Here is a 14,734-nt window from a genome sequence, read left to right as displayed (position 1 = left end):
GGCTATTCGTGTGGCCCGGCCCGGTCCCGAGGGCTATTCGCGTGGCCCGGCCAGGTCAGCCGGGCGGCGGCGCAGGGCGAGGGCGGCGGGGGCCGTCGCGCAGGTCGCGGCCAGGAGGGCGCAGGCGAGCGCCGTCGTGCCGAGGGCCTGCCACGGGAGGGTGGCGGTGGGCCGGACCGACAGCAGGGCGAGGGCGCCCCACATCCCGGCCAGGTTGACGACGGTGACCAGCAGACCGAGGAGCGCACCGGCCGCGACGGCCGTCAGGGACTCGGCCGTGGTCAGCCGCAGCACCTGCCACCGGGTGGCTCCGGTCAGCCGCAGCACGGCCAGGTCGCGGACCCGGTCGGAGGCCGCCATGACCGTGGTGTTGGCCACGGAGATGCCCGTGTAGAGCAGGGCGATGCCGAGGACCAGGAACAGGCCTAGGCGGGTGGTGCGGTTGGTTTCGGGGTGGGTGGCCCGGATCCATGCGTCCCGGGTGAGGACCTGGCCGCCTCCCGCGCCGAGCGCCTCGCGCAGGGCGGCGGCCACGGTGCCCGGAGCCGTGCCCTGCTCGAGGGCCACGTCCACGCGGTCGACTCCGGCTCCCGGGGCGTTGCGCGGGGTGACGTAGACGCCGTTGCCGCCGGTGCCGGTGGGCATCACCGCGGCGATGCGGAGGGTGCGCGGTGTCCCGTCGCCGAGCCACACCCGGACCCGGTCGCCCACCCGGTGCCGCTGCCACTCCTCGTTGACGACGATCGAGCCGTCGTCGAGGTCGCTCAGCCTGCCCGCGGTGAGCGGCAGGTGGGTGGTGGCCGCCAGGGCGCCGGGCAACGCGGCGCGGGCCTCGGAGCGGATCAGGGCCACACCGTCCTCCAGGACGTGCACGGCCGTCGACGACGTCGGTGAGATCCGCGCACCCGGTACCGCGCCAAGCCGGTGCAGGGCGGCGGTGTCGAAGGCCGTTCCGGCGGCCGGGGTGACGATGAAGGCGGCGGTGGTGCGGTCGCTCGTCTCGGTGGTCTTCGCGTCGTTCAGGGTCGTGGTGGCACCGAGGAGTGAACCGGCGAGCGCGACCGTGACGAGGACGGGGGACGCGAGTGCCGCGGTGCGGCGTGCGCCGGTGGCCGTGTTCGCGCGGACCAGCATGCCCACGGCTGACGGGAAGCAGCTCAGCAGTCTGGTCAGGGGCCGCAGTAGCAGGGGCGCGAGCAGGGCGGCCGCGGTGATCAGCAGCATGGGGCGGCTGATGTACGTCTTGCGGTGGAGCAGGTCGGACGGGTCCGCGGTGAGGGCCAGGGCCAGGGTCACGGCGGCGGCGAGCAGGAGGGCCACGCCGCAGAGCAGGCGTCCCCGGGTCAGGGGCCCGCTGTCGGCCGCCGCCTCGCGCAGGGCCTCGGTGGGGGCGGTGCGGCCGGCCCGCCAGGAGGCCGCGGTCGCTCCGCAGAGGGCGACGAACAGGCCTGTCCAGAAGGAGGCGTGGTACGGCCAGGTGTGCGCGCCGATGGTGAACCAGGCCGGGGCGAGACCCTCGTCGGCCACGCGGGCGGCCAGCAGCGGTGCCCCGTAGGAGCCGAACGCGCAGCCGGCGGCGGAGGCGAGGGTGCCGACGGTGAGGGCCTCGGCGAGGACGCTCCGGCGGATCTGGGCCGGGGTCGCCCCGGCGGTGCGCAGCAGGGCGAACTCCTTGCGGCGCTGGGCGACCGCGAAGGCGAAGGTCGACGCCACGACGAAGACCGACACGAAGGCGGTGACGCCCCCGGCCGTGCCGAACAGGGCGTTCATGGCGGTGAGCGCCTCACGGTCACGGCTGGGGTCGGCGTCGGCGAGGCGGCGGGCGTCGCCGGTGAGGACCTGGGCGCTGTCGCCCACCGCCCTCCGTACGGACGCCGGGTCGGCCCGCACGGCGAACTGGGCGGTGGCCGGGTGCAGTCGGGCCGCGCGGGCGTCGGTGAAGAACATGGCGTTCTCGAAGCCGCGCGCGGTGAGAGTGCCGACGACGCGCACCGTGCCGCGGCCGGTGCGCACCCGTTGGCCCGGGTGGGCCCAGTCGCCGGTGACGACGACCTCGCCGGTAGCGCGGGGTGCCCGGCCGGTGGCGAGGTCGTAGGGGGCGAACGCGGCGGTGGACCAGGGGTGGCCCACCAGGTCCGCGGGGCCGCCCCGTGCCCGGACGGGGAACGAGCGGTCCGCGATGACCGGGCCCAGCGTCCGCAGCCGCGAGACGACCGCCGCCGGTACGGGGCGCGGGTGGGCGAGCGGGGACGCGCGGTCACCGACCGGGGTCGGTACGCGCAGGGTGTCCTGGCCCTTGACCACGACCGGCGCGGCGGCGAAGCGTTCGGGGCCGCGTTGCGGGGCGTCGGCCGTCGAGGCCAGGGCCAGGCCCATCACGGTGAGCAGTGCCACGCCCAGACAGAGCGCGACGAAGCTGCCGGTGAAGCCGGCCCAGCGGATGCGCAGCGTGCGCAGGGTGACGCTCAGCACGGCACGGCCTCCAGTCGGGTCATGCGGGTGGCGATGGTGTCGGCGCCGGCGCCGGTCAGCTCTCCGCTCACCCGGCCGTCGACGAGGAAGATCACACGGTCGGCGTACGCGGCGGCGACCGGGTCGTGCGTGACCATGACGACCGTCTGGCCCTCGCGGTCGACCATGCCGCGCAGCAGCCCGAGCACCTCGCGGCCGGTCCGGGTGTCCAGGGCGCCGGTCGGTTCGTCGCCGAACAGCACGTCCGGCCGGGTGATCAACGCACGCGCCAGGGCGACGCGTTGCTGCTGACCGCCGGAGAGCTCGGACGGTCTGTGCCGGGCCCGGTCGGCGAGACCGACCTGCCCGAGCGCCTGGCGCACCCGGGCGGAGGGAACGCGGCGGCCGGCCAGGCGCAGGGGCAGCGCCACGTTCTGCTCGGCGGTGAGCGAGGGCAGCAGGTTGAACGCCTGGAAGACGAACCCGACGCGCTCGCGCCGCAGCAGGGTCAGCCGCCGTTCGCCGAGACCGGTCAGTTCGGTGCCGCCCACGGTGACCGATCCGGAGGTGGGCCGGTCCAGGCCGGCCGCGCACTGGAGCAGGGTCGACTTGCCGGACCCGGAGGGGCCCATGACGGCGGTGAAGCTCCCGGCGGGGAACGCGAGCGATACGTCGTCGAGTGCGGTCACGCGTCCGTACGTCCTGGTGACGGAGTCCAGTTGGACGGCGTCTTGTGTCATGGGTTCCCCCCGGTGTCGGTGTCGCCCCAACGAAACCGGGTGGGGGCGGGTCCGCGCAGTGCGGCGGGGCCTAGACCTGGGGTAGGGCCAGGCATACCTCCGGGGCTCCGGCTGCGCCCATGGCCGGGGCGCCGAGCGGCTTCTACGGTGATCCCCATGCACCCTCGCGACGTGTGGCAGGCCCTGTCCCGCCCCGGTTACCTGCTGTCGGCGTGGCCGTGGCGGTCGGCGTGTTACCTGCTCACCGGCGCGGTCACCGGTGCCGTCGTGCTCGTGGGGATCGTGCTCTCGGTCGTGGTCGGCGGGGTGCTCGCACTGGCGCTGGTGGGGCTGCCGTTGCTGCTCGGGGCGGCCCTGGCGGGGCTGCCGGTGGCGGCTCTCGAGCGGTCGCGGCTGCGGCTGGTCGACGCGGAGCCGTCGTCGGATCCGCACCGGTCGCCCGGGGAGCCGGGGCTGCGGGCCTGGCTGTCGACGCGGCTGCGGGAGCGGGCCACCTGGCGGGAGCTGGGTCATGCCCTGCTGTTCGCGGGGCTGTTGTGGCCGGTCGACGCCCTCGCGTTCGCCGTCTTCCTGCTGGGGCCGCTCTCCGTGGTGGCGACTCCGCTGCTCCTGGCCGTCCTCGGCGAGGCGAAGGTCCTCAAGGTGTGGCTGGTCACGACCTGGCCGGCTGCCGTCGGGTGGGCCGTCCTCGGGCTGGTCCTGCTCGTCCTGGGCGCCTATCTGATGGGCGTGGTGGCCGGGGCACGGGCCGGGCTGGCGCGGCTGCTGGTCGCGTCGCCGGAGGCCGATCTGGGGGCCCGGGTGGTCGAACTGGCCCGGTCGCGGGTGCGGTTGGTGGACGCCTTCGAGGCGGAGCGGCGGCGCATCGAACGCGATCTGCACGACGGGGCGCAGCAGCGGCTCGTCGCCCTGACGATGACGCTCGGACTGGCCCGCCTCGACGCCCCGCCGGGCCCGCTCGCCGACCAGCTCGCCACGGCGCACCAGGAGGCGGGCGCGGCCCTCGCGGAGCTGCGCGAGCTCATCCACGGCATCCACCCCAAGGTCCTCGCCGACTACGGCCTCGAAGCCGCCGTCGCCGACGCCGCGGACCGTTCGGCCGTACCCGTGGACGTCGACCTGGAGCTGCCCGGCCGGCTCCCGACGGCGGTCGAGGCCGCCGCGTACTTCGTGGTGTGCGAGGCGCTCGCCAACGTGGGCCGGCACAGCGGGGCGAGCCGCGTCGAGGTGAGCGGCGGGCACCGCGACGGGCGGTTGCTGCTGCGGATACGCGACGACGGTTGCGGGGGCGCGCGGGCCGGGCAGGGCAGCGGACTGACCGGACTCGCGGACCGCGTGTCGGTGCTCGATGGCAGACTCTCCCTGACCAGTCCGCCCGGCGGACCGACCCTGCTGCGTGTGGAGATCCCTTGTGACCCTGCGAGTTGAGCGGTCGCTGCGGGTCGTCCTGGCGGAGGACAGCGTCCTGCTGCGGGACGGACTCGTGGGACTGCTCGGCCGCTGCGGGCACGAGGTCGTCGCGGCCGTGGGGGACGCCGAGGCCCTGGTCGCGGCCGTCGGGGAGCATGACCCGGACGTGGTCGTGACGGACGTGCGCATGCCGCCCGGCTTCCAGGACGAGGGCCTGCACGCGGCCGTGCGGCTGCGCGAGGAGCGGCCCACGCTGCCCGTGCTGGTCCTCAGCCAGTATGTGCAGCGCCGGTACGCCGCCGAACTGCTGGACTCCGGCGACGGCACGGGCGTCGGCTATCTCCTCAAGGACCGCGTCGGCCAGGTCGAGGAGTTCGTCGAGGCGCTCGGCGAGGTGGCGGACGGCGGCACGGTCGTCGACCCCGAGGTCGTACGGCAGTTGCTGCGCCGCCGACGCGACCCGCTGGAGCGGCTCACCCCGCGCGAGCGGGAGGTGCTGGCGCTGATCGCCGAGGGCAGGTCCAACGGCGCGATCGCCCGCGAACTGGTCGTCTCCGAGGCGGCCGTGGGCAAGCACGTGTCCGGCATCCTCACCAAGCTGGACCTGCCGCCGGCGGACGCGACCCACCGCCGGGTGCTGGCCGTGCTGGCGTATCTGCGGGCGTGAGGAGCCGCTCCAGGAGCCTTGAGGCGCCGTCCCAAGACTCTTGGAAGCCGTCCCAAGACCGGTGGGCTGTCGACGCGTTGTATAAAAGCGAGCGAGTTGGTTTCATTGCGTCGCCATCAGAGCCCTGCCAGGGGAGCCATGGGTGACCAAACAGGACCGGGCCGTCCGGACCCGTCTCGCGCTGATCCGGTCGGCGGCCGAACAGTTCGAGACCCGCGGGTACGTCCGCGCCAGCCTGGCGGAGATCAGCGCGGGAGCCGGCGTCAGCTCCGGCGCGCTGCACTTCCACTTCGCCAACAAGGCCGCCGTCGCCGAGGCCGTCGAGCACGCGGCCGAGGACGCCCTGCGCGAGGCCGCGGCCCGTCATCAGCACGGCGACGGCAGCGCCCTGCAACGCCTCGTGGATGTCACCCACCACATCGCCCGGCTGCTGTGCGCCGACGTCGTGGTCCGGGCCGGGCTGCGGCTGAACGCCGAGCAGGCCGCAGGGCGGGTGCGGGACCTGCGCCGGGGATGGCGGGAGTGCGTGCTGGGGCTGCTGGCCGAGGCGGAGCGCGTGGGCGAACTCGCCGCCGGTGTGACGCCGCAGCGCACCAGCGCCGTCGTCCTGGCCGCCACGACCGGCATCGAGGTGCTGGCCCGCGAGGACCACGGCTGGCTCGCCCGGCCCTCGCTGACCGACCTGTGGCAGCTGCTGCTGCCGTGCCTGGCGGCGCCGTGTCTGGCCGGGACGCTGGATCCGGCGGGGAGTCCATCCGTGGGGAGTTCATCAGCGGCGAGCGGGCAGGCCGAGCCGGGTGTCCGGGCTGACGCGGGCCGAGCGGACGCGGGCCGGGCGGGGCTCGCGCTGCGGTAGCCACCCGCCTCTGGCCGACCGATGGGTGAAGCCATGGCCAAAACAAACCGGTTGCCAAGTTTTTTCGCCCTGCGGATCGCACGATGGTGCCCCAGCCTCTGGACCGAGGAGCGATGAGTCATGGCACAGCAGGCCTGCCCCTTCCTGTCGATCGACCCGTCCGGTCAGGACCTCTACGGCGAGATATCCCGGATCCGTGCCCAGGGCCCGGCCGTGGAGGTGGAACTCCCCGGCGGTGTACGGGCGTGGTGGATCACCGGCCTGGAGCTGAACAAGCGGCTCCTGGCGGGCTCCGAGACGAGCAAGGACGCCTACCAGCACTGGCCTGCCTGGATCAACGGGGACATCTCCCGCACCTGGCCGCTCGCCATCTGGGTCTCGGTGCGCAACATGGTCACCGCCTACGGCGCCGACCACAGCCGGCTGCGCAAGCCGATGGCCGCCGCCTTCACCAAGCGCCGCGTCGACGCGCTGCTGCCGCGCGTCCAGGAGATCGTCGACCGGGCGCTGGACGCCCTGGAGCACGTTCCCGAGGGTGAAGTCGTTGACCTGCGGGCGGCGTTCGCGGCGCCGATCCCGCACGAGGTGGTGTGCGAGCTGTTCGGCGTACCGCCCGGCGAGGAAGGTCCGCGCGCGGCCCTCTACCGCATCATCAACCGCTTCTTCGACACGGCGATCTCTTTGGAGGACGCCCAGGCCAACGCGGTGGACCTCTACGGCACGCTGACCGCGTTCCTCCGGCACAAGCGCGAGCATCCGGCCGACGACCTGACGACGGCACTCATCGCCGCGCACGACGAAGGAAGCATCGGCGAACAGGAGTTGATGGACAACCTGATCCTGCTGCTCACCGCCGGGTTCGAGACGACCGTCAACCTCATCGACAACACCGTGCACAGCCTTCTCGCCCATCCCGACCAGCTCGACCTCGTCCGCTCCGGGAGGGCCACCTGGGAGGACGCCCTGGAGGAGTCACTGCGCTTCGAGGCGCCGGGCGCCATGTCGGGTCTGCGCTACGCCGTCGAGGACATCGAGATCGAGCCGGGCCTGACCATCCCTAAGGGCGATCCGCTCGTGGTCTCCTTCGCGGGCGCCGGGCGCGACCCCGAGCGGCACGGGCCGGACGCCGAACGCTTCGACGTCACACGCGCCACCAGCCGCGACCACGTGTCCTTCGGCCACGGTGTGCACCACTGCCTGGGCCGGCCCCTGGCCATGGCCGAGGCCACCGTGGCCCTGACGTCGCTGTTCGCGCGCTTCCCCCGGCTGGCCCTGGCCGATCCGTCGCGTCCGCCGAAGCGGCTGCGGTCCATCATCTCCACCGGTCACGAGGAGTTGCCGGTGCTGCTGCACGGATCGGAGGCTGGTGCGGTCAGGAAACCCTCCGGCCCTGGAGGAACGCGCGATACCAAGGCGCCGCGCGGCTGAACGCGGCCGCGAACCCCTCGCCGGGCGAGCAGTCGACGTCCTTCCAGAACGCGTCGTCGACGAACCAGTGGTCGACCGTGAGCATGCCGAGGTGATGGAGGGCGAGGGGGGATCCGGCGGCCCGGTCCAGGGCGGTGGCGACGTCCACGGCCGCACCGCCGCCGGGCTCCTCCAACTCCCGCCGAACGGAGGCCAGCAGGTCGGGGACCGCCACCGGCACGGGGTGGTTGACATGATGCACGCCGCCGCCGGACGCCGGGGCGAGCGCGGCGGCCACCACCGCACGGCCGAGGGTGTCGACGTCGATCATCGACTGGAGCGCCGCACAGCCGGTCAGGGTGGCCGACAGCTCCTTCATCAGCCACACCAGGCCGGGTATCACCCAGCGGTCGCCCTCGCCGTACACGAGGTGCGGGCGCAGCACCACGCCTCCCGCGTCGAGGACGTACCGTTCGGCGGCGGCCCGGGTGCGGCTGGTGGGCGACGCGGGCGCGATCGGCACCTCCCCTGGCCGCACGCCGCGGAAGGGGCCCCGCCCGTGGACGGCGGCCGTACTGACGTACACGATCCGGCTCACTCCGGCGCGCACGGCCTCCTCGACCAGGGCACGGGTGCCGTGGTCGTTGACCGCCTCGACGGTCTCGGCGTCGCCTCCGACCCGCGCGGCGCAGTGCACCAGGACGTCGGTGTCGGCGCAGACGCCGCGCAGGGAGGGCGGGGCGCACAGGTCGCCGTGGACGTACTCGGGACCGTGCGGTGCGTGCCGGGACAACAGGCGTACATGGGCGTCCGGTTGACGCTGCGCCGTGGCCGCGACGCGGCTGCCGACGAAGCCGCTCGCGCCCGTGATCAGAATCTTGACCGTCACGAAAGGGACCGTACCCGCGGCGGCCGGGCGGCGGTCAGGGCGGCGGTGAACACGGACCCGCCGTCCTGCAGCCCCGACACCCTTACGGTCACCTCCCCGGGGCGCTCATGGAGGACCTCGGCCTCGATCCGGCACGGGGCGTGCAGCTCGGCGTACCTGGTGAAGCCGGCCGTCATCGCGGCCGGCAGGAAGGGGCGCAGGCCGGACGCGGCGGTCGCGGCCTGGCGGGCCGCCTCGAACAGGACCATGCCGGGGACGTGGTCGTTGGGCCGCGGGAAGAGCACCGGGTGGCCGGTGTCGACGCGCAGGTGCCAGACGTCGGGGCGGTCCGTGGGTGCGAGGACGACGTCCTCGGCACGTGCCCGCCCCGCGGTCCGCGGCGCTATGCCGGGCAGCAGCGGCACCGGGGTGTCCAGAGCGCTCAACTTGGCTGCCCGCAGGCGGCGGTAGGCGCGCGGGGAGGTGCAGCCGGTGCTGCCGGTGCCGCTGGCGACGAGCCGCCCCGCGCGGCGGAACTCCATCGTCGTCCGCATGCTGTGCAGCCCGCTGCCGCGGCGGCGGACCTCGGAGCACACGACGTCGAACTCGACCGGCTCGGCGGCATCCGCCAGCAGCAGCGCGGACGGGTCGAGGCGAACCGTCAGGTCCCACATGACGAAGTGCGTGTCGGCAGGAGCGCCGAACTCGGCGTGCGCCAGCACCATCGAGGCCTGCCGCAACGTTTCTCCCACGACCATCGGGTCCTGGTGGCGGTCGTCCACGGGGCCGAAGAAGGCGTGGGCGGCCGGCCAGTGCGCGGTGAAGCGGAAACGGGTGTCGGAGATTCGCGTCCACCGCGCGGGGAAGACGTCCGTCTCAGTATTGCGGTGGGCGAGTTCCTTGGTGACGACGGTGTGGGCGTGGGGGGCGGGGCGTTCGGTGACGGGGGATGGTGGTGCGGAGTCTTCGGTGAGGGTGGCCGGTGACACGGGTGCATCGGTGGCGGTGGCGGCGGGCGTGGGTTCGTCGGTGACGGTGACGGCTGCCGGGGGCTCGGGTGCGTCAGTGGCGGGACGCGGTGATGCGGTCTCCGGTGCGACGGTGCTCTGTGGCGGGTTCTCGACGGTCGTAGCGGTTCCGTTTGCCGGGCGGCCCCCGCGTCCGGTCTGATCGTCCGTGAGTGCGCTTAAAGGCCCTGTCTGCGGCATGAGAACCCCCAGGATCGGCTGCCCGGCCGTGATCGACGCCTGACTAAGATACGGACGAACCGGTTTTTTTCAAAGGGGGAGCCAAGCCGCCGGCCAGGCCCTCGCGCCCTCGCCACACAGCGACTTCACAGGGATCGACGGAGATCAGGAGGCACCCGATGGCGCGACAGGAGCGCGCGATCCGCACCCGGCGGACCATCCTGGAGGCGGCGGCGGCCGTCTTCGACGAACGCGGCTACACCTCGGCGACCATCGGTGAGATCCTGGACCGGGCAGGCGTCACCAAGGGCGCGCTGTACTTCCACTTCGGTTCCAAGGAGGAGCTGGCGGTGGGGGTGTTCGAGGAGCAGCTCGCGATCACGCTCCCGCCGCAGTCCAGCAAGCTCCAGGAGCTCGTCGACTCCGGTCTGGTGATGGCCCGCCGGCTGCGGTCCGAACCGCTGGTGCGCGCCAGTGTGGGGCTCGCCCTCGACCAGGGGGCCATGGACCTCGACCGCACCCCGGCCTTCCGGATGTGGATCGACCAGAACGCGCAGAAGCTGGCCGAGGCGAAGACGCGGGGCGAGCTGCTGCAGCACGTCGACGTGGCGGAGACGGCGGAGCTGCTGGTCGGCAGCTTCTCCGGGGTGCAGCTGCTGTCCCAGCTGCGCTGCCAGCGGCAGGATCTGGAGCGCCGGGTCGTCGTGCTGTTCGAGCACTTCCTGCCCAGCATCACCGTGCCGGCGGTGCTGGCCCGGCTCGACATCACCGTGGCCCGGGCCGAGCGGCTGCTGACGCAGGCGCTTGCGGACGAAGAGACGGTGGCGCCGGTGGAGGCCATCGTGCCCTCGGGGACGTAGCCGGCCCCTGCCGTACGGACCCGGCGCGGATTGTCCACAGCTGTGGAGTTGTCCACAGGGTCTGACGCGTTTCGGCCGCCGGTTGTACGGTCGGCACGAGTGATGTTCGTGCGCATGCGGGGGAGGCGGTCGGGATGACCAGGGCCGGAGCTCAGGACGAGGGCGGGGCCACGGCGAAGGACGGTGCGCCGCGCAGACTGCCCCGGGTGCGTGGCTTCGCCGAGTGGCCGGCCGAGGGCTCGCCCAAGGACGAGGGCAAGGCCCTGCGCAGGCGGGTCCCGCGCAGCGCGCACGCCACGCTCGACCTGGACGCATCCCGGCCCGACGCGGTGAGCGCCGTCGAGGAGTCCGGCCGCGGGCGGCTGCCCGAGCTGACCCCCATCCGGGTCGGCCGCATGGCCGCCACCCCGTTCGCCTTCCTGCGCGGCTCGGCGGGCCTCATGGCCCACGACCTGGCGCGCACGCCCCTGACCGGGATCGGGGCCCAGCTCTGCGGCGACGCCCACGCCGCCAATTTCGGTTTGTACGGGGACGCGCGCGGCGGCCTGGTCATCGACCTGAACGACTTCGACGAAACGGTCTTCGGCCCCTGGGAATGGGACCTCAAACGCCTCGCGGCCTCCCTGGTACTCGCGGGCCGGGTGGCCGGCGCCGACGAGGACCAGTGCCGCAAGGCGGCGTACGACGCGGCGGGCGCGTATCGAAGGACCATGCGGCTCCTGGCCAAGCTCCCGGTGCTGGACGCGTGGAACGCCATCGCGGACGAGGAGCTCGTCTCCCACACGGACGCCCATGATCTGCTCGGCACGCTGGAGCGCGTCTCCGAGAAGGCCCGCCACAACACCAGCGGCCGCTTCGCGGCCAAGTCGACCGAGGCCACCGAGGACGGCGGACGCCGGTTCGTCGACGCCCCGCCGGTGCTGCGGCGCGTCCCGGACGCGGAGGCCGCGGCGGTGGCCACGTCCCTGGAGGAGTACGTCGGCACGCTTCAGGAGGACCGTCTGCCGCTCCTCGCCCGGCACGCGGTGCAGGACGTGGCCTTCCGCGTCGTCGGCACGGGCAGTGTCGGCACCCGGTCCTACGTCGTGCTGCTCCTGGACCACCGGGGCGAGCCGCTGGTGCTCCAGGTCAAGGAGGCGCGGGCGTCGGCGCTGGTGCCGCATCTGGTGACGGCCGGTTTCGAGGTGCCGGAGGCCGGTCACGAGGGCCGTCGGGTCGTGCTGGGCCAGAAGCGGATGCAGGTCGTGAGCGACAACCTGCTGGGCTGGACGACGGTCGACGGGCTCCCCTTCCAGGTCCGCCAGTTCCGCAACCGCAAGGGCAGCGTCGACCCGGCCGCCCTGGCCGCCGACCAGATGGACGACTACGGCCGCATGACCGGCGCGCTCCTGGCCCGCGCGCACGCCCACAGCGCCGATCCGCGGCTCATCGCCGGGTACTGCGGGAAGAACGAGGATCTGGACGAGGCGATGGCCGACTTCGCCGTGGCCTACGCGGACCGGACCGAGGCGGATCACGCGGAGCTGCTGGCGGGGATCCGGGTGGGGAAGGTCGCGGCGGAGATGGGGGTGTAGGGGGTTGGGGCGCAGGCGGCCGGCGCCGATGGCACAAGACCCGCTGGAGCGCTGCTTCAGGAGGCAGCCTGAGCCAGGAATCCCCTCCCCCTTAGGGAGGGGAGGATTCAACTAGGCTGGGCGGGTGACGACCCCGGAAGCTGAGCAGGACGGCGACGACGCCGCACGGCCCGAGGCGCGGCTGGAGCGGGCCGTGCGGGCCGCCGAGCAGGCGTTGATCGAGTACGAGATCGCGGTGGAGACCTTCCGCGTCGAGGTCGAGAACTTCTCCCGGCTGCACGAACAGAAACTCGGCCCGCTCTACGCCCGGCTCGAGGAGCTGGACGCCCGGATCCTGGAGGCCAGAGCCGCCCGCAGCGGCGACCCCGCGGACCGGCAGCGAGCGGACGAGGCCCGGGCGCGGCTCGCCCCCATCCCCGGCGTGGAGGAGCTGCTGCACGGCTGGATGGACGGCAGCGGTCTGTTCCCGGAGGCTTCCGCGATGCTCACGGACCAGCCGGTGCGGCCCCCGCAGCGGGTCCGCCCCAGCGAGGAGGCCCGCAAGCTCTACCGCGACCTCGCCCGCAAGGCCCACCCGGACCTGGCGCAGGAGGAGAAGGAGCGCAGGCGGCGCGAGGAGTTCATCACGCGCGTCAACGCCGCCTACGCCCGGGGCGACGAGGCGGAGCTGCGGGAGCTCGCCGCGGAGTGGGCCAAGGGGCCCGAGCTGAAGCGGGGCCCGAGCCGCGCCGAGGAGCTCTACGCCCGCCTCGAATGGCTCGCCCAGCGCAAGGAGATGCTCGCCCTGCTCGCCGGGGAACTGGAGGACAGCGCCATCGGCCACATGCTCCAGCTGGCGCCGGACGACCCGGACCGGCTCCTGGACGAGATCGGGCAGGGCCTGCTCGCCCAGGTCTCCGAGCGGGAGACGGAGCTGGCCGCGCTGCTCGGCGAGGCCGGGGGCGAGGGTACGGGCGCCGGCGGGGGACAGGGCTGAGCCCGTGCCCCGTCCGGTGTCCCAGCCGGTGCTCCGGCCGGTTCGGGTAGCGTCGGACGTATGAGTTTTGGAGCTGGTGTGCCCACGGTCGCGGTCGCGGACCTCAAGGACGGCGACTTCCTGTTGGACGTCCGGGAGGACGACGAGTGGAAGGCCGGTCACGCCGAAGGGGCGCTGCACATCCCCATCAGCGAGTTCGTCGGCCGGTACGGCGAGCTGACCGAGGCCGCCCCGCAGGACGGCCGGGTCCATGTGATCTGCCGCTCCGGCGGCCGGTCCGCCCAGGTCACGATGTACCTGGCCCAGCAGGGCGTCGACGCCGTGAACGTCGACGGCGGTATGCAGGTGTGGGAGGCGGTGGGCCGCCCCGTGGTGACGGACGACGGGCAGCAGGGGTTCGTGCTCTGACACCCGGCGATCAGCCCGGCTCCCTGACCGCGCGGTCAGGCCAGTGGGTGGGCCGCCAGCAGGTCGCCCAGGGCCTCTTCGTGGGCCGCGGCCGGGCCCAGTGACAGTTCCAGGTGCTTGGCCCAGGCGTGGTAGCGGTGCAGGGGGTAGTCGACGTCGGCGCCGAACCCGCCGTGCAGGTGCTGCGCGGTCTGCACGACCCGGCGTACGCCCTCCGCCGCCCAGATCTTGGCGACGGCCACGTCCCCGGCGGCGGGCAGCGGGCCCGGTGCCCCGGAGGCGATCCGCCATGCGGCCTGCCACAGCGTGGCCTCCATCGCGCGCAGGTCGATGTAGCGGTCGGCGGCCTGCACGGCGACGGCCTGGAAGGTCGCGATCGGGAACCCGAACTGCTCCCGCTTGCCCGTGTACTCCCCGGTCATCCGCAGCACGCGCTCCCCGAGCCCGAGCGCCAGCGCGCACGTCCCGGTGGCCAGCAGGTCCCGCAGCCACTCCCACGCCCCGTCGGTGTCGATGACGTCCCGGCCGGGCAGCCGCGCCGACTCCAGCCGCAGCTCGCCGAGCCGCTCGCCGCTGGTCGAGAACTGCTCCGCGAGGACGGCGCCCTCGTGCCCGCGCGGCACCAGGGCGAGCACGGTCCGGCCGGTCCCGGTGTGCGCGGGGACGAGCGTGACGTCGGCGTCGTAGGCCCAGGGCACGGCCGTCTGCACCCCGTCCAGCACCCAGGTCCCGCCGTCCTGCCGGGCGGTCACGGCCTGCTCGGCCGGGTCGTGGCCGGTGCGGCCGTGCGGGGCGACGGTCAGGACGGTCTCGCCCCGGCCGGCCCGGGCGAGCAGGTCCGCTTTCGCCTCTTCACCGCCGTAGGCCTGGACGGCCGCCGCTGCCGCGCAGCTCTCCAGCAGGGGCACCCTGGCCAGGACCTTCGCCGACTCCCGCAGCACCAGGCAGAGCGCGACGGCGTCCAGACCGGCCCCGCCGTACCGGGCGTCGAGCAGCAGGCTCAGCAGGTCCGCGTCGGCGAGCCTGGCCCACAGGGCGCGGTCGCAGGTCTCGGCGACGGCGCCCGGGGTCATGGCCGGGCTGGGCACGGCGTCGGGTGCGACACCGGCGAACACGCCCTTCGCCGCCTCGGCCGCCGCCTGCTGCTCCTCGGTGAAGGTGAAGTCCACGGTTCCTGTCCTTCCGGCCGGTCCCGTTGAGCTGACGGGGCGTCAAGATAGAACAGGTTCTAGAAGAAGGGAATGGGTGTGCGGGCGGGCGCCGTAGGGTGTCACTCCGGTGGGCGAACGGCCGGGGCACCCTGTGGATAACCTGCGGGGGTCCCCTGTGG

At 73.8% G+C, this 14,734-nt stretch carries 13 protein-coding genes; 8 read left to right on the top strand and 5 right to left on the bottom strand.

Annotated elements, in window-relative coordinates:
- Nucleotides 1–33: 33 nt before the first annotated feature.
- Both BJ965_RS18800 and BJ965_RS18795 read right to left on the bottom strand, forming a co-directional pair.
- A complete protein-coding gene (locus BJ965_RS18800; RefSeq protein WP_184909728.1) occupies nucleotides 34–2,472 on the bottom strand; it encodes an FtsX-like permease family protein in 2,439 nt (812 codons plus the stop codon).
- Nucleotides 2,466–3,191 carry an ABC transporter ATP-binding protein gene (locus tag BJ965_RS18795; RefSeq protein WP_184909727.1) on the bottom strand — a complete coding sequence of 242 codons (726 nt, stop codon included), beginning with the start codon at nucleotides 3,189–3,191 and terminating at the stop codon, nucleotides 2,466–2,468. The genes BJ965_RS18800 and BJ965_RS18795 overlap by 7 nt, the downstream gene beginning before the upstream one ends.
- Before the next feature lie 156 nt (nucleotides 3,192–3,347).
- Here BJ965_RS18795 and BJ965_RS18790 point away from each other — a divergent pair, with 156 nt between their 5' ends.
- The 4 genes from BJ965_RS18790 to BJ965_RS18775 all read left to right on the top strand — a co-directional run bounded on the left by BJ965_RS18790 (nucleotide 3,348) and on the right by BJ965_RS18775 (nucleotide 7,552).
- Nucleotides 3,348–4,619 carry a sensor histidine kinase gene (locus BJ965_RS18790; protein ID WP_184909726.1) on the top strand — a complete coding sequence of 424 codons (1,272 nt, stop codon included), beginning with the start codon at nucleotides 3,348–3,350 and terminating at the stop codon, nucleotides 4,617–4,619.
- The gene (locus BJ965_RS18785; protein WP_184917311.1) at nucleotides 4,609–5,268 is read left to right on the top strand and encodes a response regulator transcription factor; all 660 of its coding nucleotides are present in this window, start codon (nucleotides 4,609–4,611) and stop codon (nucleotides 5,266–5,268) included. The genes BJ965_RS18790 and BJ965_RS18785 overlap by 11 nt, the downstream gene beginning before the upstream one ends.
- Before the next feature lie 142 nt (nucleotides 5,269–5,410).
- Nucleotides 5,411–6,124, top strand: coding sequence for a ScbR family autoregulator-binding transcription factor (locus BJ965_RS18780; RefSeq protein WP_184909725.1), 714 nt, complete (start codon nucleotides 5,411–5,413; stop codon nucleotides 6,122–6,124).
- 120 nt (nucleotides 6,125–6,244) lie between these two features.
- Nucleotides 6,245–7,552 (top strand): cytochrome P450 family protein, encoded by a 1,308-nt coding sequence (locus BJ965_RS18775; RefSeq protein WP_184909724.1) that lies wholly within the window; start codon nucleotides 6,245–6,247, stop codon nucleotides 7,550–7,552.
- Here BJ965_RS18775 and BJ965_RS18770 read toward each other — a convergent pair.
- Both BJ965_RS18770 and BJ965_RS18765 read right to left on the bottom strand, forming a co-directional pair.
- Nucleotides 7,497–8,420: an NAD-dependent epimerase/dehydratase family protein gene (locus BJ965_RS18770; protein ID WP_184909723.1), complete on the bottom strand. Its 924-nt coding sequence runs from the start codon at nucleotides 8,418–8,420 to the stop codon at nucleotides 7,497–7,499. The two genes, BJ965_RS18775 and BJ965_RS18770, sit on opposite strands and share 56 nt — an antisense overlap.
- Nucleotides 8,417–9,388, bottom strand: coding sequence for a ScbA/BarX family gamma-butyrolactone biosynthesis protein (locus tag BJ965_RS18765; RefSeq protein WP_184909722.1), 972 nt, complete (start codon nucleotides 9,386–9,388; stop codon nucleotides 8,417–8,419). Before BJ965_RS18765 ends, BJ965_RS18770 begins: the two co-directional genes overlap by 4 nt.
- Before the next feature lie 377 nt (nucleotides 9,389–9,765).
- Between BJ965_RS18765 and BJ965_RS18760 the strand changes: the two genes are divergently transcribed.
- The 4 genes from BJ965_RS18760 (at nucleotide 9,766) to BJ965_RS18745 (ending at nucleotide 13,404) form a co-directional block, all read left to right on the top strand.
- Complete coding sequence (locus tag BJ965_RS18760; protein ID WP_184909721.1) at nucleotides 9,766–10,446, top strand: ScbR family autoregulator-binding transcription factor; 681 nt, start codon at nucleotides 9,766–9,768, stop codon at nucleotides 10,444–10,446.
- Between the two features lie 134 nt (nucleotides 10,447–10,580).
- Nucleotides 10,581–12,020: a DUF2252 domain-containing protein gene (locus tag BJ965_RS18755; RefSeq protein ID WP_184909720.1), complete on the top strand. Its 1,440-nt coding sequence runs from the start codon at nucleotides 10,581–10,583 to the stop codon at nucleotides 12,018–12,020.
- A gap of 124 nt (nucleotides 12,021–12,144) precedes the next feature.
- A complete protein-coding gene (locus BJ965_RS18750) occupies nucleotides 12,145–12,996 on the top strand; it encodes a hypothetical protein (RefSeq protein ID WP_184909719.1) in 852 nt (283 codons plus the stop codon).
- A 78-nt stretch (nucleotides 12,997–13,074) separates the two neighbouring features.
- The gene (locus BJ965_RS18745) at nucleotides 13,075–13,404 is read left to right on the top strand and encodes a rhodanese-like domain-containing protein (protein WP_184917309.1); all 330 of its coding nucleotides are present in this window, start codon (nucleotides 13,075–13,077) and stop codon (nucleotides 13,402–13,404) included.
- A 35-nt stretch (nucleotides 13,405–13,439) separates the two neighbouring features.
- On the opposite strand, the gene BJ965_RS18740 is transcribed toward BJ965_RS18745, so the two are convergent.
- Nucleotides 13,440–14,573, bottom strand: coding sequence for an acyl-CoA dehydrogenase family protein (locus BJ965_RS18740; protein WP_184909718.1), 1,134 nt, complete (start codon nucleotides 14,571–14,573; stop codon nucleotides 13,440–13,442).
- Between the last annotated feature and the right edge of the window lie 161 nt (nucleotides 14,574–14,734).

This window comes from Streptomyces luteogriseus (genome assembly GCF_014205055.1).
Lineage (GTDB): Bacteria > Actinomycetota > Actinomycetes > Streptomycetales > Streptomycetaceae > Streptomyces > Streptomyces luteogriseus.
This window is presented reverse-complemented; position numbering and strand designations above follow the sequence as displayed.

Bases quoted from the DNA above. Each gene is read 5' to 3' on its own strand.
- BJ965_RS18795 (WP_184909727.1), bottom strand. From the start codon at position 3,191: ATGACACAAGACGCCGTCCAACTGGACTCCGTCACCAGGACGTACGGA.
- BJ965_RS18790 (WP_184909726.1), top strand. From the start codon at position 3,348: ATGCACCCTCGCGACGTGTGGCAGGCCCTGTCCCGCCCCGGTTACCTG.
- BJ965_RS18775 (WP_184909724.1), top strand. From the start codon at position 6,245: ATGGCACAGCAGGCCTGCCCCTTCCTGTCGATCGACCCGTCCGGTCAG.
- BJ965_RS18760 (WP_184909721.1), top strand. From the start codon at position 9,766: ATGGCGCGACAGGAGCGCGCGATCCGCACCCGGCGGACCATCCTGGAG.
- BJ965_RS18755 (WP_184909720.1), top strand. From the start codon at position 10,581: ATGACCAGGGCCGGAGCTCAGGACGAGGGCGGGGCCACGGCGAAGGAC.